The organism is Streptomyces sp. NPDC021093 (assembly GCF_044333135.1).
GTDB lineage: Bacteria > Actinomycetota > Actinomycetes > Streptomycetales > Streptomycetaceae > Streptomyces.
The window spans coordinates 154,108-173,923 of the sequence record NZ_JBIRQJ010000016.1; the positions used below are offsets into that span (position 1 = coordinate 154,108).

A 19,816-nucleotide genomic window follows, 5' to 3' on the forward strand; every position below is an offset into this window, starting at 1 on the left:
TTCTCCACGGAACAACTCTCCTTGTCCGCGGCCGGATTGGTCCGCGCGCCCCAGGATGGGCAGACCGGAAAGATCCCCGGATCGGCAATCCCCTCTCTTCACCCCATTAGGTGACGCCCGCACCCGGTGCACCCGCGGCGGGCGGCCTGACGAGGCCCTGCCAGTAGGCGTACCGCACGGCCTGCGCACGGTCGCGCACGCCGGTCTTCGCGAAGAGGTTGTTGATGTGCGTCTTCACCGTGGCCGGGCTGATGCGCAGGGCCCGCGCGATCTCCCCGTTCGGCAGGCCTTCCGCGATCAGCACCAGCACCTCGGCCTCCCTCGGGGTGAGCCCGTCGGGAAACTCCTCGGGTCCGGGGGCCTGCGGCTCGGGCGCGGTGACCCGGTCGAGGAGACGCCGCTGCACGCCCGGCGACAGCCCGGCCTGTCCCGACATCACGTCCTGCACCGCCCGTACGATCTCCTCGCCGCCGGCGTCCTTGGTGAGGTAGCCGCGGGCGCCGGCCTGCAGGGCGGGGAAGAGCCAGTCGTCGTCGGCGTACGTCGTGAGCACCACGACCTGCGTCGAGGGGTGCCGGTCGCGGATCCGCCGGGTCGCCTCCACCCCGTCGCAGCGGGGCATCCGCAGGTCCATCAGGACCACGTCGGGCGCATGTGCGGCGACCAGTGCGACGGCCTCCTCGCCGTCGCCCGCCGAGCCGACGACCTCGATGCCGGGCAGCAGCCCCATCAGCAGGACGATGCCTTCGCGCACCATCGCCTGGTCGTCGACGACCAGCACCCGCACCGCTCTGCCCGTCACGCCCTCGTACCCGTTCACACCGGCATCCGCAGCCGCACCACGAACCCCTCCCCCTCCTGGCCCGCCTCCAGCGTGCCCCCGAGCAGTTCCGCCCTCTCCCGCATTCCCAGCAGACCGTACCCGGCGCCCGTGGCGGCCAGCTCGCCGCGCGCGTCGGACCGGCCCGAGTCCCGTATCTCCAGGGCGACTTCGCCCGGTCCGTACGCGAGCAGGATCCGGACCTCGGCCCCCGGGGCGTGCTTACGGACGTTGGTGAGGGCCTCCTGGGCCACCCGCCGCACCGCCTGCGAGGCGTCCGCGGTCAGTTTCTGCCGCTCCCCCGACACTTGGACCTCGGCCCGCTCGACGGCCCCCAGCTCCCGCAGATAGTCCTCGACGGGCACCATGTCCCCACGGAGCGCGGAGAGCGCCTGACGGGTCTCCGCGAGCCCCTCACGGGCCATCCCGCGCGCCGCGACGACCCGTTCCAGCACTCCGTCACGGAACGCGCCCTGCGGCTCCCGCTCGATCAGCAGCCGGGCCGCCTCCAGGTGCACCATCTGCGCGGAGAGACTGTGTGCCAGGACGTCGTGTATCTCCCTGGCTATTCGGGCCCGTTCGGCGAGGGCCGCCGACTCGGCCTCGGCAACGCGGGCGGCCCGCTCCTGCGCGAGGAGCCGGAAGCCGGAGCCGCGCGCCTGGGCGTCCAGCCGCAGCATGTACCCGATGACCAGGACCCCGCAGGTCACCACCAACTGCTCCCTGACGCCCACGACACCCAGCACCGCATGCATGCTCACGACCACCGCGCCCACCGGCAGGCCCACCGCCAGCGGCAGCCGCACCATGGCCTGTATCCCGCAGATGATCAGCAGGATGGCCCCGGGATCCGGCGCCCCCGCCACATACGCCCCGGCCGCCAGCAGCGCCACCGCACCGAGCACCCCGAGCGAGGGCAGCAGGCGGTGCCGCACGGTCTGCCGGTCGTACAGCTCGGCCGCCCCCGCGACGGCCACCAGCGCGAGCGGCGGCACCACTGCGGCCACTCCGTCGAACACCTGGGAGGCATACGCCTCCCAGAGGATCCAGAAGCCCATCCCGAGCCACAGGACGATGTCGATCGCCATCCGCACCCGGGGCACCCCGAGTCGCGACAGCTCCTCCTTGGAGGGCCAGGCGGTGAATCCGCCGCTCGACTGCGTCGTCTGCGATCCCATGCCGTCGACATTACGGATCGGCCGGGCGTCCCGGATCGGAGCGTGGGTGGAGCTTTTCGCTCCACCCACGGGTTGACTCCGGCCCCGTCCACCGGGACATCGCGCAGGTCAGGCGTCGATGCGGGACCTGTCCAGCGTGGCCGCGGCGCTGGTGATGAACTCCTTGCGCGGCGCGACCTCGTTGCCCATCAACAGGTCGAAGACCTGCTCCGCGGCTTCCAGGTCGCCGATGTTGATCCGCCGCAGCGTGCGGAAGCGGGGGTCCAGCGTGGTCTCCGCCAGCTGGTCCGCGTCCATCTCGCCGAGACCCTTGTAGCGCTGGATGTCGTCCTTGTACCGGACGTTCTTGCGCTGGAACTCCAGCAGGGTCTGGCGCAGTTCGCTGTCCGAGTACGTGTAGACGTACTTGTCCTGGCCCTTCTTGGGCTGGACCAGCTCGATCCGGTGCAGGGGCGGAACCGCGGCGAACACCCGTCCCGCCTCCACCATCGGACGCATGTACCGCTGGAAGAGCGTGAGCAGCAGGATGCGGATGTGCGCGCCGTCGACATCGGCGTCGACGAGGAGCACGATCTTGCCGTACCGCGCCGCGTCGATGTCGAAGGTCCGGCCGGACCCCGCTCCTATGACCTGGATGATCGCGCCGCACTCGGCGTTCTTCAGCATGTCCGAGACGGACGCCTTCTGAACGTTGAGGATCTTGCCGCGGATCGGCAGCAGCGCCTGGAACTCGGAGTTCCGCGCGAGCTTGGCCGTGCCGAGCGCCGAGTCCCCCTCGACGATGAAGAGTTCGCTGCGCTCCACGTCGTCGCTGCGGCAGTCGGCCAGCTTGGCCGGCAGCGAGGACGACTCCAGGGCCGTCTTCCGGCGCTGCGCGTCCTTGTGCTGGCGGGCCGCGATACGGGTCCGCGCGGCGGCGACGATCTTCTCCATCACCGAGCGCGACTGGGCCTTGCCGTCGCGCTTGGTGGACGTCAGGAAGCCCTTGAGCTCCTTGGCGACCACGTTGGCGACGATGCGGGTGGCGGCGGACGTGCCGAGGACCTCCTTGGTCTGGCCCTCGAACTGCGGCTCGGCGAGCCGCACCGTGACCACCGCCGTGAGGCCCTCCATGGCGTCGTCCTTGACGACGTCGTCCTCGGCGACGCGCAGCAGCTTGGCCGAGCGGAGCGACTCGTTCACCGTCTTGGTGAGGGAGCGCTCGAAGCCGGAGACGTGGGTGCCGCCCTTGGGGGTGGCGATGATGTTGACGAAGGACTTGACCGTGGTGTCGTACCCGGTGCCCCAGCGCAGCGCGATGTCCACGGCCAGCTCGCGGGTCACCTCGGTGGGCGTCATGTGGCCGCGCTCGTCGAGGACCGGGACGGTCTCCTTGAAGGTGCCCGTCCCGCTGAGCCGCATGACGTCGCAGATCGCCTTGTCCTGCGCGAGGTACTCGCAGAACTCGCTGATGCCGCCGTCGAAGCGGAACGTCTCTTCGCTCTTGCCGACGCCCTCCAGGTCCCGCTCGTCGCGGACGACGATGGTGAGGCCGGGGACCAGGAAGGCGGTCTGGCGGGCGCGCTGGTAGAGCGTGTCCAGCGAGAGCCTGGCGTCCTTGAGGAAGATCTGCCGGTCGGCCCAGTAGCGCACGCGGGTGCCGGTACGGCCCTTGGGGACCCGCTTGCCCTTCCGGAGCCCGTTGCCCGGGTCGAAGGGGGCGTCGGGGCCCGACTCGGTGAAGATGCCGGGGACGCCGCGGCGGAAGCTGATCGAGTGCGTGACGCTGCGGTCGACCTCGATGTCCAGCCGGGCGGAGAGCGCGTTCACCACGGAGGCGCCCACGCCGTGCAGACCTCCGGAGGCGGCGTAGGAGCCGCCGCCGAACTTGCCGCCGGCGTGCAGCTTGGTCATGACGACCTCGACGCCGGAGAGGCCCGTCTTGGGCTCGACGTCGACCGGGATGCCGCGGCCGTTGTCCTGGACCTCGACCGAGCCGTCCTCGTGCAGGATCACTTCGATGCGGTCGCAGTAGCCGCCGAGGGCCTCGTCGACGGAGTTGTCGATGATCTCCCAGAGGCAGTGCATCAGACCGCGGCTGTCGGTGGACCCGATGTACATGCCGGGGCGCTTGCGGACCGCCTCAAGACCTTCGAGGACGAGCAGGTGCCGCGCGGTGTAGTTGGAACCGTCACGGTCCGCGCCGCTCAGCAGTGCGGTGGACGGGACGGTCGTATCGGCGGTCACGCGGTTCGCTCCTCGCTGAATTTCAAATGGGCCCCGATGGGGTACGGGGTCGGCGTCGGTCGCCGCTCAGAGGGTAACGGGGCCTGGTAGAGCGGGTGTAACGCCACCCTCGGGAAAACTCATGCTAGTCCAGTGGCGTACAGGTGTTCGATCCCTCGTTGGAGTGAAGCACATGTCACGTTCCCTTCCGGGCATGAACCATTTAGGCTCCGGGCACGTCCTCATGAACAAGCCGGCAATCCAGCCGGTCGGACTCCCCGACCCAGACAATCCAGCAACGCGAAACCGTAAAGCGACGCAATACGGCTCATTCGCCGCCAACCGGCAACAGACAACCACTCCGGAAGACCTTCGGAAGAAGTTTCAAGGAAAAGCCACGAGCGGGAACGTTTTCGGCCTGGTTGGATGTTGACCCTGGTACGACAGCTCGTCGAGCTAGAGAAGAGGCGACGTGACTACTGTTCTGACCCCCGCGAGCCCCCTGACGGCCGCTGACCGATGCGACCGCTGCGGCGCCCAGGCATACCTGCGCGTTCTCCTGGCCAGCGGCGGCGAACTGCTCTTCTGCGCCCACCACGGTCGCAAGTTCGAGCCCGAGCTCAAGAAGATCGCAGCGGAAATACAGGACGAGACGGACCGGCTGACGGTCTCCCCCTCGTCCTCGGAGGACGACGAACGCTGACGCCCCAAGCGCGTCCACGACGAGCCAAGGACCGGCGCCAGCCCGGTCGACGGGCGGCTTCCCCCGGGTGTGCGGGGGAAGCCGCCCGTTCTCGTACGCGCTCTCTCCCCCCCGCCCCCGGGCCCGCTCACGCGAAAGCCCGGCCCCCGACGACCCGCACATGCGAATGCCCCGCTCCGGGCCACACGCACGCAAGCCCGCCCCACCCCGGGTCCTCGTACGTGCGCGCAGCCCTCGGACCCCGTACGTACGCATCCGTACGCCTGAACCCCGTGCACACCTCCTCGTACGGGCCCCGGCCAGACCACCCCCTCAAGCCGCCCAGCAGCCCCGCAGGCAGCCCGACAGCCCCGCGCACCCACCGGGGGCCGGGGCTGCCGCACCGGGCGGCTGAGCGGCCGCTCAGGCCTCCTCGGCCAGCTTCCGTGCCAGCGCCGAGACCCGGGTGTACACCCCGGGACTCTCCGCCTGCCCGCATCCGCTCCCCCAGGACACCAGCCCGATCAGCCGCCCCCTGGCCACCAGCGGCCCCCCGCTGTCCCCCTGGCAGGCGTCGTGGCCGCCCTCCGGGTCCCCCGCGCAGAGCATCGTGGCCGGCAGATACCTTCCGTCCAGGTTCCCGGGGTACGCCTTCGCGCACGCGGCGTCGGGCAGCACCCGTACCCGCGCGGACTTCAGGGTGGTCGCGTACGCCCCTGCCCCGGTGGTGTCGCCCCAGCCGTAGACGGTGGCAGCGGTCCCCGGCGCCTCCCCGCGGCTGCCCTCGGCCGCCATCCTGATCACGTGGCGCTCGGGGAGCGCGACGGCCAGGGTCAGCACGGCCACGTCCCCGGAGTTCGACAGCAGGTCGTACGACGGGTTGATCCAGGTCCTGCGCACGGCGATCTCCCGCCCGCCCGGACCCCGCAGTTCCCCGCGACCGGCAATGACCTTCAGGTCGCGCACCTCGCTCAGCGGGACGCCGAGCACGTCCCGGCCCAGGCAGTGCGCGGCCGTCACCACCTTGGTCGGCGCCACCACCACTCCGCCGCAGAACTGTCCCGCCCGCATACCCCCGAACCGGTCACGGCTGGAGACGGCCACCACCCACGGGCTGTCCGCCGCGCGGACGGTCTGGCCGCCTATGACCACACCGTCGGCGACGGCCTGGCCCGGCGCCGCGAGGGGCGCCGCCACCGCCGCAGCGGTCAGGGCGAGGGCCCCCGTCAGTGATCGGGTGATGGGTCGACGCATGCGTCCTCCTGACTCAGGGGTGAATTCCGCACACCCAGAGTCAGCCAGCCCCCACCGCCCCGCACCCGCGCATACGACGGGGAACAGCGGGCCGGGATCAGTCGAGGTAGTCGCGCAGCACCTGCGAGCGCGACGGGTGACGCAGCTTGGACATCGTCTTGGACTCGATCTGGCGGATGCGCTCACGCGTCACCCCGTAGACCTTGCCGATCTCGTCGAGCGTCTTGGGCTGGCCGTCCGTGAGGCCGAAGCGCATGGAGACGACGCCCGCCTCGCGCTCGGAGAGGGTGTCGAGGACCGAGTGCAGCTGCTCCTGGAGGAGCGTGAAGCTGACCGCGTCGGCCGGAACGACCGCTTCCGAGTCCTCGATGAGGTCGCCGAACTCGCTGTCGCCGTCCTCGCCCAGCGGGGTGTGCAGGGAGATCGGCTCGCGGCCGTACTTCTGGACCTCGATGACCTTCTCGGGGGTCATGTCGAGTTCCTTGGCCAGCTCCTCCGGGGTGGGCTCGCGGCCCAGGTCCTGGAGCATCTGGCGCTGCACGCGCGCCAGCTTGTTGATGACCTCGACCATGTGCACCGGGATGCGGATGGTGCGGGCCTGGTCGGCCATCGCGCGGGTGATCGCCTGCCGGATCCACCACGTCGCGTACGTCGAGAACTTGTAGCCCTTGGTGTAGTCGAACTTCTCGACCGCACGGATCAGTCCGAGGTTGCCCTCCTGGATCAGGTCCAGGAAGAGCATGCCGCGGCCGGTGTAGCGCTTGGCGAGGGAGACGACGAGTCGGAGGTTGGCCTCCAGGAGGTGGTTCTTGGCACGGCCGCCGTCCTGGGAGATCATCTCCAGTTCGCGCTTGAGCTTGGGCGCGAGCTTGTCGGAGTTCGCCATCTTGTCCTCGGCGAACAGGCCCGCCTCGATGCGCTTGGCGAGCTCCACCTCCTGCTCCGCGTTGAGGAGGGGGACCTTGCCGATCTGCTTGAGGTAGTCCTTGACCGGGTCGGCCGTGGCGCCCGCGACCGCGACCTGCTGCGCGGGCGCGTCGTCCTCATCGTCGTCGGAGAGGACGAAGCCCTTGGCCTCGCCGCCCTCTTCCTCCTCACCCGCCTTGACCTGCGACTCCTCGACCGGCTCGTCGCCCTCGGCCGCCTCGTCCTTCTTCCCCGCAGCCTTCTTCGTCGCCGTCTTCTTGGCGGCGGTCTTCTTCGTCGCGGCCTTCTTGGCCGTCGCCTTCTTCACGGCGGCCTTCTTGGCGGGTGCGACGCCGCTCTCACCGGCGGCGACGTCCACGGAATCGGCGACCGGAGCCGCCGCGGCCGCAACCGTCTTGGGGGCGGCGGCACTTGCCGCGAAGGTCCGGGGCACGGACCGCTGGACCGGGCTCTTCGCCGGGACGCCCTTGCGGGCGCGCGGGGGCGGCTCCGCGGCAGTGACCATCAGCGTCACACCCTCTTCCTCAAGGATCTGATTGAGGCTGCGCAGGACGTTCTTCCACTGGGTCGGCGGAATCCGGTCGGCATCGAATGCCCGGCGCACGTCGTCACCGGCGATCTGCCCCTCAGCCTTTCCCCGCTCGATGAGCGCCAACACGGATTCGGACTCGGCGATCTCCGGCGGGAGCGTACGGGATGTGCTGGCCGACACGAAGAACCTCTCGGAGCAATGGAAATGGCGCCCGACCCCGCCCGTGAGGGCCTGAGCCGACGACCACCGGCTGGGGATGCACCGGCGGACCGGGCGAAGAGCCTGGGACCGTCCGCGGAGCCGCGAGCGACATCCGCTTTCCCTCCCCGGCTCTCACCTCTTAGGTCATCGCGGGATCCCGAGGAGTGTTACGCCCCGACTTCGTGGCCCGAGTCACATCCGATTCACAACGAACTCCCGCACAAGGGACGGGTGCCCACAGTCGTGTCGCCGAACCCCGAGGGGCCCGGCGACACGAGGTCCGTACGCCCTTGCGGGCGGCGGCATTTCAGGGGGTGATGCGCCGTCAGTGCTCGCGGGGCGCGGGAACGACCCGGTCCACTTCAGGGTGCACGGTGAGGAGTTGGCGCATCGCCGACTCGGCACCAGAACCGTCCCCCGCGGCAAGGGCGTCGGCGATCCGGGCGTGGTGGGCGAGCGAGGCGTCGGTGGGGCGGTCACAGCCGACGACCGGCCCTCCGGACACCTGAAGGGCCGCGGAGACGATGCCCGAAAGGTGCTCCAGCATCCGGTTTCCCGCGAGCTGGATGAGCAGCGAGTGGAACTCGGCATCGGCCCTGGAGAAGGTGAGGGAGTCGCCCTGGGCGAGTGCGTGCCCCATGATCTCGACCATGTCGCAGAGGCGCTGCTGCACGTCCTCGCGGCCGTGCCCTGCGGCGAGTCGGGCCGCGAGCGGCTCGATCGTCCAGCGCAGTTCGGCGAGTTCGCGCCGCTGGTCGTCGCGCTGGGGCCCGAAGGCGCGCCACTCGATGATGTCGGGATCGAGCAGATTCCAGTCGCTGACCGGGCGGACACGGGTACCCACATTGGGACGGGCGCTGACCAGGCCCTTGGCCTCAAGCACGCGCAGCGACTCACGGACGACGGTGCGGGAGACCTCGAAGCGCTGGCCGATCTCCTCGGGCACGAGCGGGCGGTCGGCACCGAGATCGCCCGAGACGATCATCTGGCCGAGCTGCTGGACGAGTTGGCCGTGCAGGCCGCGACCGCGGTTGCCGGCCGAGCGGCGGCCGACCCGACCCAGATCGGATTCCGGACTGTCCCAGCCGAGGGGTCCGACGCGATCGGCGCCGGGGGTGTCCCCGTAGGGATAGCGGTCGAGTTCACCAGGCCCGGCGAGACCTGAGTCGACGGGGCGGGCGGCGGTCATCATGGTGTGCGCAAGGGTACTCACGGATGAGTTGTCGGCCTGACTCCCCTGCCCCTTGAGGTCTTTGGTGAAAAGCACACGAAAGGGTGATCACCGCTCCCCTCTCAATTGACGCCTTATCGGAAAGAAACGGGCGTTCCCAGGGGAGTTGTGAGCGATTCGGCGACTCTTCGCCAGGATGCGGTCACCAACGGGCCTTGCGGCGAAGCCCCGTGAGCAGATACGCGCACAGGAGCACAGGGAGCGACAACGCCATGGCCACGCCCACCGGTTGGGCCACGAGCCGCATCGCGGCGAGCAGCCACTGGTCGGCCTCGCCGGGGAGCCGGAGCCAGATCAGCTCCCGCAACCTGCTCGGGAGTCCGACCATCGAACGCGCGGCCGGACCCGTAAGCAGGTGCTGCACAGCGGGTGCGACGGCGACGGGAACGGCGAGGACAGCTGCCACTCCGGCGGCGGTGACCCGGAAGACTCCGGCACCCAGCAGTCCGGCCCAGGCGCAGCCGACGCTCAGGGCGGCCCAACTCGCCGCGGCGCCGGGCAGGTCAGGGGGCAGCTGCGTCAACTCCGCTCCGTACAGCAGACGGAGGAGAAGGAAGTTGGCGCCGACCGTCAGGGTCGCCAGGGCCAGTGCGGTGCCCGCGGAAACGGTGAGCTTGGCAAGGAGCAGCCCGAGGCGCCGGGGAGAGGTGCCGCGCGAGGCCGCGAGCGCCGGGTAGCGGAACTCGTCGCCGAAGGAGAGTGCGCCGAGCAGGCCCGCCCCGAAGGCGGCGGGGGGCAGCGGCAGGAGGCCGGGCCAGGCGGCGAGGGCGGTCGGCAGGGGCGCGGCTCCGGTGTGCGTGAGCAGGGCGGCGAGGGCCGCGGACACAGCGAGGACCGCGACGAGGACCAGGAGGGTGCTTCTGGTACCGAAGGCGCGGCGCAGTTCGTACCGCAGGGGGCGGAGGGGACTGCGGGCGGGGCGGGAGGGCGCGGGGGCGGCCTCCCGTACGGGACCAGGTGCGGGTACAGGTACGGGCACGGATACGGGCACGGGCACGGGGAGTCGCTGCGGATCGGACTCGGCGCTCGGTGCAGGCGGTGTCACGGACACCGGGAGGGCGCCCGGGACGGGCTCGGAGAGCGGCTCGGGGCCGGGGCCGACGGGCTGCTCCGGCAGCGCCGCGCGAGGACCCATGTCGCCGACTTCGTCGGCCAGTTGGTGCAGGAGTACGCCGTGCCGGAAGGCGGTGTCGCCGATCTCCGCGCAGTTGCTGCCGTAGACGGACAGGCGGTTGCCGCCCTCCGGCACCACCTCCACGGAACGGCGGCCTGCCCTCGCCTCCTTGCCGAGAAGAGCGCCCAGCCGTACGGCCTGGGGGGTGCGGACGGCGACGCGGGGGCGCAGCCGGGTGCGGGCGAATTCTGCAGCCGCCTGGTCGGCCACGAGGCGGCCCTCTTCGAGGGTGACGACACGGTCCGCGGTACGGGCGGCCTCCTTGGGATCGCCGGTGGTGTAGAGAACGGTGCCGCCGTGTGCGGCGTGGGCGCGCAGGAGCCCGTACAGCCAGCCGTTGTCACGGGGCGAGAGGCCGGCGGCGGGCTCGTCGAGGAGCAGGGTGTGCGGGTCGGCGAGGAGGGCGGAGGCGAGGCCGAGCCTGCGGTCCATGCCGAGGGAGAGGTTGCCGAGGCGTTGTTTGCCGAGGCCGGTGAGGCCGACGACTTCGAGGAGCTCGTCCGCGCGCGAGGCCGGTACGCCCGCGGCGGCGCACAACATTCGGAGCTGGCCGCGGGCGGTGCGGGCGGGGTGGCCCGGCACGTCGCCGAGGAGGGCGCCCACCTCACGGGCGGGCTGGGCGATGCGGTGCAGCGGGCGGCCTCTGAAGTACGTGACCCCGCGGCCCTGTTCGAGGGCGAGCATGAGGCGGAGCGCGGTGGTCCGGCCGGAGCCGGGGGCACCGAGGAGGGCGGTGACATGGCCTGGCCGGGCCTCGAAGGTCAGGTCGTCCACGGCCGGCGGGCGAGCCCGGCGGGGCGTGCTGGTGAGTCCGATGGCCTGGAGCATCGCTTCCCTCGCGTCTCTTGCGTCTCCCGCGGTTTCCGCAGCCCCCGCGGAAGGTGGGGAGGTTGAGGCGGAAGAGGCGGGTACCGCAGCAAGATAACGCGACATTTTGGACTTTTTGCGCAGCGAGCGGAACTGCGGGTGTCAGACCTCGGACCGCGGGTGTCAGACCTCAGGACGCAGCATCGGCGGATTGAGTGCGTTCGCCCCGCCCGCTCTGAACAACTGCGCGGGCCGACCGCCCTGACGGGTCGTCGTACCGCCTGAGGGGACGAGGAAGCCCGGAGTGCCCGTCACCTTGCGGTGGAAGTTGCGGGGGTCGAGAACGACACCCCACACCGCCTCGTACACCCGGCGCAGTTCCCCGACGGTGAACTCCGGCGGGCAGAAAGCAGTGGCGAGCGACGAGTACTCGATCTTCGAGCGGGCCCTTTCGACGCCGTCCGCGAGGATCTGCCCGTGGTCGAAGGCGAGCGGGGCCGCCTGCTCCTCCTCCCTGCCGAACCCGTCCTCGTGACCGAGCAGCGCCTCCACCGGGGCCCAGCGGGCGCTGTTCGCATCGCCGCCCGCGCGCGGGGCGGGCAGGTCGGGGGCGAGCGCCAGGTGGGCGACGCTGACCACCCTCATGCGGGGGTCGCGCCCGGGATCTCCGTAGGTGGCGAGCTGTTCCAGATGGGCTCCGTTGCCGGGGGCGGCGGCCAGGTGCCCTGTCGGTGCGGACAGCGCGCTCAGTCCGGTCTCCTCGGCGAGCTCCCGGGCCGCGGCCGTCGCGAGATCCTCATCCGCCCGGACGAAACCGCCGGGCAGCGCCCACCGCCCTTGGAACGGCTGCTCCCCACGGCGTACGACCAGGGCGCAGAGCGCGTGACGGCGCACGGTGAGCACCGCCAGATCCACGGTGACGGCGAAGGGCGGGAAGGCCGACGGATCGTAGGGCGACATGCCGTGATCATAGTCGTCTTCCTGACGATAAACAGTCCCCACGGGTCTCTCCTCGTTGTCGCGTCCCGGGCCGTCACACACCCAGCTGGAGTCCGTCCGCGGCCTCCTCCACCATGCCGAGGCCGAGTCGGCTGACCCTTGCGGCGAAGGGCTCGCCCGCCACCCGCAGCCCGGAGAGCTGCAGCGCGCCCAGGGGTGCGCTGCTGAGCGGAACCAGCCTGACCGTGCCGGCGGGGGCGTCGGGGCGGATACCCACGAGCGTGGCGAGCAGATGGATCCCGGCGGTCGCCGACACCGCAGCCGGACGGCAGGCCGCCGGGTGCGGCAGCGGCGAACTGTCGGCGGTGCGCTGCTCCCCCGCGTACATCTCCGGCAGGCGGTGGCCGAAGGCCGTCGCGGCGTCCAGCAGGCCGCGCAGGAGCGAGCCGGCCTCCTTCTCGTATCCGGCGGCGGCCAGTCCGGAGACCGCGACCGCCGTCTCGTGCACCCGTACGGCACCGCTGCGGTGGCCGAACGGATTGTGGGCGGCCTCCTTGGCACCGAGACCGCGCAGCCCCCAGCCCGAGTCCATGGACGGGCTGCCGAGCAGCCGGGCCAGTTGCTCGGTCTGCACCTTGTCCAGCAGCCCGGGCGCCAGCTGCCCGGCCCCCAGCAGGCCCGTGTCCAGCAGGTGTACGGCTGTGCCACCGAGGTGGGGCACATGGCGTCCGTCGGCGGTGAGCGCGGCCGACGGACGGCCGCCCACGCGGTCGTCGATCCAGAACTCCTCGCGGAATGCCCTGCGCAGTGCGGCGGCCCACTGGCGCCAGCCGTCGGCTCCCGGGCGGCCGCAGGAGTCCAGCAGATCGGCTCCCAGCAGGGCCGCACGGTGCGCATGGGCCTGGGTCTCGGCCCGCCGCAGTCCGCCGGGGCCGGGGTCGCGCAGGTACACGTCCTCCCCCACGGCGGTACGCAGCCACTCCAGGCAGCGCTCGGCCGCGGGCAGCAGCTCCGCCAGCTCCTGCTCGGGCAGGCCCCAACGCCGGGCCTCGGCGAGCACCGCGGGAAAAGCGAGGGTGGCCTCCACCCCCGTGCAGCCGGCGGGCAGGTGCGGTCCCGCGTCGCGGAACGGACCGGGAATGCGTCCGCCGCCGCCCGCCTGGGTGCGGGCGAGCGTACGCAGTGTGTTCGCCGCCAACCGGGTGCCGAGCGGGAGCGCCGCCCGGACCGCCCAGAGCGCCTCGGCCGGGGCGAGGCCGCAGCGCCACGGAATGCCGGCCGCCGGGTAGACGTCCGACGGGTGGGCGGGGTCGCGCATCAGCAGGGACCGCAGGTCGTCGACGCTCGTGCGGAACAGTTCCCGCACCCGGGGGTCGTCGCCCTCGGCACTCACCCCGGGCAGCGGGCAGCCGCCCGTCTTCCCGGCCGAACGCACGGCGCGCTCGGTCCTGACCCGCAGCTCGATGGTGCGGGAACCGCCGGGCGGCAGCTCCACCTCCCAGCGCAGCAGACCCGCCGAGGCCAGAGCGTCGCCGGGCGGCGGGTCCGCGGTCACCACCGCGTGCGCTCCGGCCGCCGTCCAGCGCAGGCCGGAGTCGTGGACGCTGGCCGGCAGTTCGGGTCCCGGGCGGCCCGCGCCGATCGCTCCCAGGTCCGCGAGGTCCGTGCCCAGGGTGATCTCCACCGGGATCCGGAGCGGTCGGGGCACCGAGCTGCGCAGGATGATGCGCTCGGTGCCGTCGGCCGTCCTGATCCGCTCCACCACGACTCCGGGGTCGGGGCCGACGTCGCCCGGCGTGCGGACCACGGCCACGAACCTGGCCCGGTCCGCCGCGGCCGACCTGCCCTGGACCGGGACCGGTTCACGGCCGGCCACCCTCAACACGCAACGGGACAGCAGCCTGCGCCCTGCCTGGTAGAAGCCCTCCAGGCCGCGCCCGGTCAGCTGGCCGTGCTCGGCGGAGACGGCCAGGGACGGCAGGTCCGCGCAGACGATCATCGTGTGGACCGCGGGCAGTTCGGCGGGTCCCCCGCCTCCCGGGGCGCCGCCTCTGACGGAGGCGGCTGCCGGTGCGGGTCGGCGCGATTGCGCAGGCGTGCCGCGCGCTGCGGAGGACGGCGGGACGGGGAGGGCCATGTGATGCCTTCTCTGCACTCCGGAGGGTGGCGGCGGATGTGGCGATGCGGTGCGTGCACTGCCGCCACACACGTGAACGGCGGCGCGGGCGGCGGGGTCACGGCCGAAGGACATGGCGAACGGGGCGGGACCGGTGAAGTGGGTGGTTCGGTCATGGAACACGCCGGTTCCGGTCATCGGCCGCTCCTCGCTCCGCGCCGCCCCCGGTGCGGCGTCTCGCGGCGGCGCACGCCTCCCTGCACGCCGCCCGCATCGCCCCGCGCACCGGCGGGACCGGGCCGCGTGCCGGTCGCTCCGGCGGCGGGCCGGACGCGGGTCCGCTTCTCCCGCCGCCTCTCCTGCGCCGACGACCCACCGGTCCGGCGCCCGGCGGCCTTCCGTCCGCGCGCCGCGGCCCGCGCACGGACGGCCGCTCGCGGACGGGCCGTCGGCCTCTTCGACACGCTCCTTCCCCGGCCGGACCGTGCGCCCGCGCCGACGGTCCGCGCGGCCCGCTCCCGGCGCAGGCAGGCACGCAACTCCTCAGGATCGAGGCCCTCGTTGCACGCCTGGTGGAGCAGTTGCGCAAAGGTGTACTCCTCGTCGACCTGGAGGGCGAGGCCCAGTGCGACACGGGCCCCTGGTTCGTCACCGGTGGACCAGGCGACCCATCCCGCGAGGCTGAGCGGGGGCGCCGCATAGGTGCCGTAAGGCCCGACGCAGCGCCTGGCGAGGACGCGCCAGAGCCGCAGCGCATGGACCGCTTCCGGTCCCTCCATCCACTCGGCCGCGTGGTCCCTGGTATCCCTGTCCTGAATGCCGACGATGACGGTGGCAGCCTCCTCGTCACTGATGAGGTCGTCGTCGACACTGTCCGCCGCCGCCCAGGATCCCCTCGCCGGTGGCGCCTGCCCCAGACGTCGGACGAGGACCCGGACCAGGTCGAGCGTCTCCTCTCCCACCTGCGTGCGGCCTGTGTCGCTCAGGATCCTGGGGACCACGGCACTGCCCGCGCCGTCCAGCGCCCTCACCCGGGCACGGAGCGTGGCCGGGTCCTGCGGCGGGGGTGCGAGCCTCTCCTCCATCTCGCGCAGTGTGCCCCGGACTTGGATGCCGGCGTACGCGGCGGCTGCCGCCATCACGGACGTACCGGGAAGGGCGAGACCCGTACCCTCGGGCGGGCAGCAACGCGCGTCGGGGCAGCAGTACGACCAGAAGCGGCCGTCCGAGAGACAGAGCGCTTCGAGCACGGGGACGTCGAGGGCCCCGCAGGCCGTCCGCAGCCGCTGGGCGAAGGTGCGCAGCCGTTCCATCACCTGCCGCCCCGTCTGGCCCTCCGCCGGATCCTGGCAGAGGAAGACGAGGACGCCGTCCGGGCGGCTGCCCCGCCGCTCACTGTTGGCCATCAGGCACTCGGCGAGGTGTCCGGCGACCGGCGCCCATTCCTGCGGGGATTTCGGAATGCCCACCCGGAGCCGCCCGCCGAACCTGCCGCTGCGTCCGTGCAGCGCCACCATGACCACGGAATCGGTGGGATGGAAACCCAGCAAGTAAGGCAGGGAATCGGCGAGTTGGGCAGGGCCTCGGAGCGTGATCTGCTGCTCCTCGGCGGATTCGGCGGTGTGGGCACCGGCATTGTCGGACGCTTCGGCGGTGTCACGGGCCCCATGGGAGTCACTGTTCGCGTTCATGTCGCTACGTTCCAATGAACCCCGCCGCACCCGCCACCCCTGTGGATAACTTTGTCCACAGGCTGGCGGGGTCGGGTTCGCCCAATGTCGGTGCCATCGGGTTGCATGGAGTCATGACCCACCCAGACGCCCCAGACTCCGCAGACGCCCCTTTCCCCCCGGTCCCGACAATCGCCGCAGACACCCCGGATCGAGCCGAGCTCCGGGCCGCGGCCGATTCCGTGCTCGCCCGCCTCGTCGGGGACCCCGGCGGCACCGCCCAGCTGCGCGAGGACCAGTGGCGGGCGATCGAGGCGCTCGTCGCGGACGGGCGCCGGGCGCTGGTCGTGCAGCGGACCGGCTGGGGCAAGTCCGCCGTGTACTTCGTGGCGACGTCGCTGCTGCGCGCACGGGGCAGCGGTCCGACCGTGATCGTCTCCCCGCTTCTCGCACTCATGCGCAACCAGGTGGAGGCCGCCGCACGGGCCGGCATCCGGGCACGCACCATCAACTCCTCCAACCACGAGGAGTGGGACGCCGTCCAGGCCGAGGTGGCGGCAGGCGAGGTCGACGTCCTCCTGGTGTCGCCGGAACGCCTCAACAACCCCGACTTCCGCGACAACGTACTGCCCAAACTGTCCGCCACCACCGGCCTCCTGGTGGTCGACGAGGCGCACTGCATCTCCGACTGGGGACACGACTTCCGCCCCGACTACCGGCGGCTGCGCACCATGCTGGCCGAACTGCCGCCCGGCGTCCCGGTCCTGGCCACCACCGCGACCGCCAACTCCCGGGTGACCGCCGACGTCGCCGAGCAGTTGGGTACGGGGGCCGGTACGGACGCACTGGTGCTGCGCGGCCCGCTGGACCGGGAGAGCCTCAGCCTGAACGTGCTGCAACTCCCCGACGCCGCCAGCCGCTTGGGCTGGCTCGCCGACCACCTGCACGAACTGCCCGGCTCCGGAATCATCTACACGCTGACCGTGGCCGCCGCGGAGGAGGTCACCGCGTACCTGCGCCAGTGCGGGCACACCGTCGCCTCGTACACCGGACGCACGGAGAACGCCGACCGCATGCAGGCCGAGGACGACCTGCTGGCCAACCGGGTCAAGGCCCTGGTCGCGACGTCCGCACTGGGCATGGGTTTCGACAAGCCCGATCTCGGTTTCGTGGTGCACCTGGGCTCGCCGTCGTCCCCGATCGCCTACTACCAGCAGGTGGGCCGTGCGGGCCGTGGCGTGGAGCACGCCGAGGTGCTGCTGCTGCCGGGCAAGGAGGACGAGGCGATCTGGAAGTACTTCGCCTCGGTCTCCTTCCCCCCGGAGCAACTCGTACGGCGCACGCTGGACGCTCTCGCGCATGCGTCGAAGCCGCTCTCCCTGCCCGCGCTGGAGCCGATGGTGGACCTGCGCCGCACCCGGCTCGAAGCGATGCTCAAGGTCCTCGACGTGGACGGTGCGGTGCACCGCACCAAGGGCGGCTGGACGGCCACGGGGCAGCCCTGGGTGTACGACGCCGAGCGGTACGAGTGGGTCGCCGGGCAGCGCCGGGCCGAGCAGCAGGCGATGCGGGACTACGCGGCGACGACCGGCTGCCGCATGGAGTTCCTGCGCCGTCAGCTGGACGACGAGCAGGCGGCTCCCTGCGGACGCTGCGACAACTGCGCGGGCACCAGGTTCGACACCTTGGTCTCGGCCGGCGCGCTGGACGCGGCGCGCGGCGAGCTCGGCCGCCCCGGCGTGGAGGTGGAGCCGCGCAAGATGTGGCCGACCGGTCTGCCCGCGGTGGGGGTCGACCTCAAGGGGCGGATCCCGCAGGGCGAAATCGCCTTCCCCGGGCGGGCGCTCGGCCGTCTGTCGGACATCGGCTGGGGCAACCGGCTCCGTCCGATGCTCGCCGACCAGACCCCGGACGGCCCGGTTCCGGACGATGTCGCCAAGGCAGTGGTGACCGTGCTGGCCGACTGGGCGAAGGGGCCCGGCGGCTGGGCTTCGGGCGAGGAGGCGGCGCCGCCCCGGCCGGTGGGCGTGGTCGTGGTCCCCTCGTACCGCAGGCCCGGTCTCGTACGGTCGCTGGGAATGCGCATCGCCGAGGTGGGCCGGATGCCGTTCCTCGGCTCGCTGGAGTACGCCCCGGAGTCCGCGGGGGCTCCCCTGCCGAAGGCGAACAGCGCGCAACGGGTCCGTTCGCTGCACCAGGTGCTGACCGTGCCGCCGGAGCTGGCGCAGGCGCTCGTCTCGGCCGGCGGCCCCGTGCTGCTGGTGGACGACCTGTCCGACACGGGGTGGACACTCGCGGTGTCCGCGCGACTGCTGCGCCGAGCGGGAGCGGAGGGGGTGTTTCCGCTGGTCCTCGCCGTTCAGGGGTAAAGCGAGGCGTCGGGAGTGCTCCGATGGGGCAGAGATATCAGTGCCATATCCACAGATTCTGGTCGGCTGCCCAAATTGTTCGTTGCCGCATGCCCTCGCGCCAGGAAGAATTGGAAGCGCTCCCCGCACGGTTCTCATCGGGTACCGGAAGGGCTGTGCCGCGGTGCGCCCCCACCCGACCTTGCCCGCAGCCGTGGGCGCGTATGCGAAGGGAGGACCGTGACCTTCGGATTCGCGCCGTCGCCAAGTTCGCTGAGTCCGTCGTCCGCCGATGCCACCAGCCGTCTGGGCCGCACCCTGGAACCGGCCGAATGGGCCTCGGCGGGAATTCCCCTGCTGCGCAACCCCCGTGAGGTCGTCAGCGGCCTGCACGCCCGCCACCGGCCCACTCCCGCGACCGCGGTCGTGGCCGTACTGGACACGGAGGAGCGGCTGACGGCCAGCGCCTCGTTCGCCCGCCGGTCCGCCCCGGCGGACGGCTGGGAGCTGCGCAACGCACTGCTCGCGCACCTGCGCAGGGTCATCCCGCACGACCTCCGCCGGCGCACCCCCGTGCGTACCGCCGTACTGCTCTACTGCCGGGACGGCGACGAGCGTTGGACGGAGGAGGACGGCGCCTGGATGTGGGGGCTGCGCGACGCCTGCACCTTGCACGGGCTGCGCTGCGGGGCGTACATCACGCTGACCCGCGGCGGCTGGCAGGTGCTGGGCGAGGGCCGTGGCGGCCGTCGGCCCTGCGCGGGCTCGCAGCCCTCCGGCCTCGCGCAGGTGCTGGCCGAGACCGATCCGGCGCCGCAGCGCACCGGCGGCGGGGCGGCGGAGGCGCTGCGTCGCGCGGCGGCCCGCTGATCCGGCAGTGGAACTGCCGGACCCGCGGAATCCGTCCGGGTGTCAGACGCCCGCGCCGAGACCGGAGTTGATCCGCTCCGGGTCGCCGCAGACGATCAGCAGCACACCGGCGCGTTCCCGCGCCGCGGGCAGCTTCCGGGCCAGGGCGTCGGTGGCCCCTGCCTCGTCGTTCACCGCGACGACGACCACCGGACGTGCGGCGGCGCGCCCCACGGCATCGATGCCGGCGTAGAACACGTCGTCCCGGGCATCGTGCTGCGCCCAGTAGGACGCCTCGCCGAAGGACAACTCGTGGGCGGCCCACGGGTGTTGTTCACCGGTGGTGAGCACCAGCACGTCGCCCGGCGCACGGCCGGAGTCGAGGAGCAGGTCCACCGCTTCGCCCGCGGCGTCGAGCGCGCCGTTCGCGGGAGCCGGGATCAGCTGGATCTGGGCCTGCGCCGGGCCGGAAGCCGGAGCGGCGGGCGCTGCAGGCGTGGCGGGTGCGGCAGGCGTGGCGGCCGGCCCGGCAGCGGGCTGGGCGGAACGATTCTCCCCATGGGAGGCCTGGGGCCGGTTACCCGGCTCCTGCGTCCGCTGCACCGGAGGGGCGGGACGGACGGGACCGGGGCGCGGCACCGCCGCGGGGCGCGGGCCGGGTACGGGACGAGGGGTCGGCGCGGTGCGGCTGGCAGCCGGGGTGGCGCGGGGACCCTGGGCGCTCTCGTGAATCTGAGACTCCTGGTGGATGAGTGGATGAGAGGCATGCGTGGAAATCTGTCGGACGCCGCTGCGCCAGGCATCGGCGGGTGGTGCGTCGGGGCGTACGGGAGCCGTACGTACCTCACGTGTTCGTATCGTCGCGCGCGTCAGGCGCGGTACA

Annotated in this window: 14 protein-coding genes; 3 read left to right on the forward strand and 11 right to left on the reverse strand. The window is 72.1% G+C overall.

What is annotated here, in order from left to right; genetic code table 11:
* Positions 1–106 precede the first annotated feature (106 nt).
* The 3 genes from ACH4SP_RS38210 to ACH4SP_RS38220 form a co-directional block, all read right to left on the reverse strand.
* Positions 107–757, reverse strand: a complete 651-nt coding sequence (locus ACH4SP_RS38210) for a response regulator (RefSeq protein ID WP_398422449.1) — start codon at positions 755–757, stop codon at positions 107–109.
* Positions 758–816: 59 nt separating this feature from the next.
* Positions 817–1,998 (reverse strand): sensor histidine kinase, encoded by a 1,182-nt coding sequence (locus ACH4SP_RS38215; RefSeq protein ID WP_398422310.1) that lies wholly within the window; start codon positions 1,996–1,998, stop codon positions 817–819.
* Positions 1,999–2,106: 108 nt separating this feature from the next.
* Complete coding sequence (locus ACH4SP_RS38220) at positions 2,107–4,224, reverse strand: type IIA DNA topoisomerase subunit B (protein ID WP_398422312.1); 2,118 nt, start codon at positions 4,222–4,224, stop codon at positions 2,107–2,109.
* 451 nt (positions 4,225–4,675) lie between these two features.
* On the opposite strand from ACH4SP_RS38220, the gene ACH4SP_RS38225 reads away from it, so the two are divergent.
* Positions 4,676–4,906 (forward strand): hypothetical protein, encoded by a 231-nt coding sequence (locus ACH4SP_RS38225; RefSeq protein ID WP_398422314.1) that lies wholly within the window; start codon positions 4,676–4,678, stop codon positions 4,904–4,906.
* A 402-nt stretch (positions 4,907–5,308) separates the two neighbouring features.
* Here the strand turns inward: ACH4SP_RS38225 and ACH4SP_RS38230 are convergent, their stop codons facing one another.
* The 7 genes from ACH4SP_RS38230 to ACH4SP_RS38260 form a co-directional block, all read right to left on the reverse strand.
* On the reverse strand, positions 5,309–6,139 hold the full coding sequence (locus tag ACH4SP_RS38230; RefSeq protein ID WP_398422316.1) for a S1 family peptidase: 831 nt from the start codon (positions 6,137–6,139) through the stop codon (positions 5,309–5,311).
* A 97-nt stretch (positions 6,140–6,236) separates the two neighbouring features.
* A complete protein-coding gene (locus ACH4SP_RS38235; RefSeq protein ID WP_398422318.1) occupies positions 6,237–7,778 on the reverse strand; it encodes an RNA polymerase sigma factor in 1,542 nt (513 codons plus the stop codon).
* 346 nt (positions 7,779–8,124) lie between these two features.
* Complete coding sequence (locus ACH4SP_RS38240) at positions 8,125–9,012, reverse strand: FadR/GntR family transcriptional regulator (RefSeq protein WP_398422320.1); 888 nt, start codon at positions 9,010–9,012, stop codon at positions 8,125–8,127.
* Positions 9,013–9,172: 160 nt separating this feature from the next.
* Entirely contained in the window at positions 9,173–11,032 is a 1,860-nt protein-coding gene (locus ACH4SP_RS38245; RefSeq protein WP_398422322.1) for an ATP-binding cassette domain-containing protein, read from the reverse strand.
* A 162-nt stretch (positions 11,033–11,194) separates the two neighbouring features.
* The gene (locus ACH4SP_RS38250; RefSeq protein WP_398422325.1) at positions 11,195–11,971 is read right to left on the reverse strand and encodes an NUDIX hydrolase; all 777 of its coding nucleotides are present in this window, start codon (positions 11,969–11,971) and stop codon (positions 11,195–11,197) included.
* A gap of 73 nt (positions 11,972–12,044) precedes the next feature.
* Entirely contained in the window at positions 12,045–14,087 is a 2,043-nt protein-coding gene (locus tag ACH4SP_RS38255) for a glycogen debranching N-terminal domain-containing protein (RefSeq protein ID WP_398422327.1), read from the reverse strand.
* 173 nt (positions 14,088–14,260) lie between these two features.
* Entirely contained in the window at positions 14,261–15,757 is a 1,497-nt protein-coding gene (locus ACH4SP_RS38260; RefSeq protein ID WP_398422329.1) for a DUF4192 domain-containing protein, read from the reverse strand.
* Positions 15,758–15,870: 113 nt separating this feature from the next.
* On the opposite strand from ACH4SP_RS38260, the gene ACH4SP_RS38265 reads away from it, so the two are divergent.
* Both ACH4SP_RS38265 and ACH4SP_RS38270 read left to right on the forward strand, forming a co-directional pair.
* Positions 15,871–18,105 carry a RecQ family ATP-dependent DNA helicase gene (locus ACH4SP_RS38265; RefSeq protein WP_398422331.1) on the forward strand — a complete coding sequence of 745 codons (2,235 nt, stop codon included), beginning with the start codon at positions 15,871–15,873 and terminating at the stop codon, positions 18,103–18,105.
* 219 nt (positions 18,106–18,324) lie between these two features.
* On the forward strand, positions 18,325–18,954 hold the full coding sequence (locus ACH4SP_RS38270; protein WP_398422333.1) for a hypothetical protein: 630 nt from the start codon (positions 18,325–18,327) through the stop codon (positions 18,952–18,954).
* Positions 18,955–18,996: 42 nt separating this feature from the next.
* On the opposite strand, the gene ACH4SP_RS38275 is transcribed toward ACH4SP_RS38270, so the two are convergent.
* A complete protein-coding gene (locus ACH4SP_RS38275) occupies positions 18,997–19,710 on the reverse strand; it encodes a hypothetical protein (RefSeq protein WP_398422451.1) in 714 nt (237 codons plus the stop codon).
* Positions 19,711–19,816: the final 106 nt, after the last annotated feature.

What these genes read in the sequence shown, in the direction of transcription:
- ACH4SP_RS38260 (WP_398422329.1), bottom strand. Translation starts at nt 15,757, where the DNA reads ATGAACGCGAACAGTGACTCCCATGGGGCCCGTGACACCGCCGAAGCG.
- ACH4SP_RS38255 (WP_398422327.1), bottom strand. Translation starts at nt 14,087, where the DNA reads ATGGCCCTCCCCGTCCCGCCGTCCTCCGCAGCGCGCGGCACGCCTGCG.
- ACH4SP_RS38230 (WP_398422316.1), bottom strand. Translation starts at nt 6,139, where the DNA reads ATGCGTCGACCCATCACCCGATCACTGACGGGGGCCCTCGCCCTGACC.
- ACH4SP_RS38265 (WP_398422331.1), top strand. Translation starts at nt 15,871, where the DNA reads ATGACCCACCCAGACGCCCCAGACTCCGCAGACGCCCCTTTCCCCCCG.
- ACH4SP_RS38250 (WP_398422325.1), bottom strand. Translation starts at nt 11,971, where the DNA reads ATGTCGCCCTACGATCCGTCGGCCTTCCCGCCCTTCGCCGTCACCGTG.
- ACH4SP_RS38215 (WP_398422310.1), bottom strand. Translation starts at nt 1,998, where the DNA reads ATGGGATCGCAGACGACGCAGTCGAGCGGCGGATTCACCGCCTGGCCC.
- ACH4SP_RS38245 (WP_398422322.1), bottom strand. Translation starts at nt 11,032, where the DNA reads ATGCTCCAGGCCATCGGACTCACCAGCACGCCCCGCCGGGCTCGCCCG.
- ACH4SP_RS38210 (WP_398422449.1), bottom strand. Translation starts at nt 757, where the DNA reads ATGGTGCGCGAAGGCATCGTCCTGCTGATGGGGCTGCTGCCCGGCATC.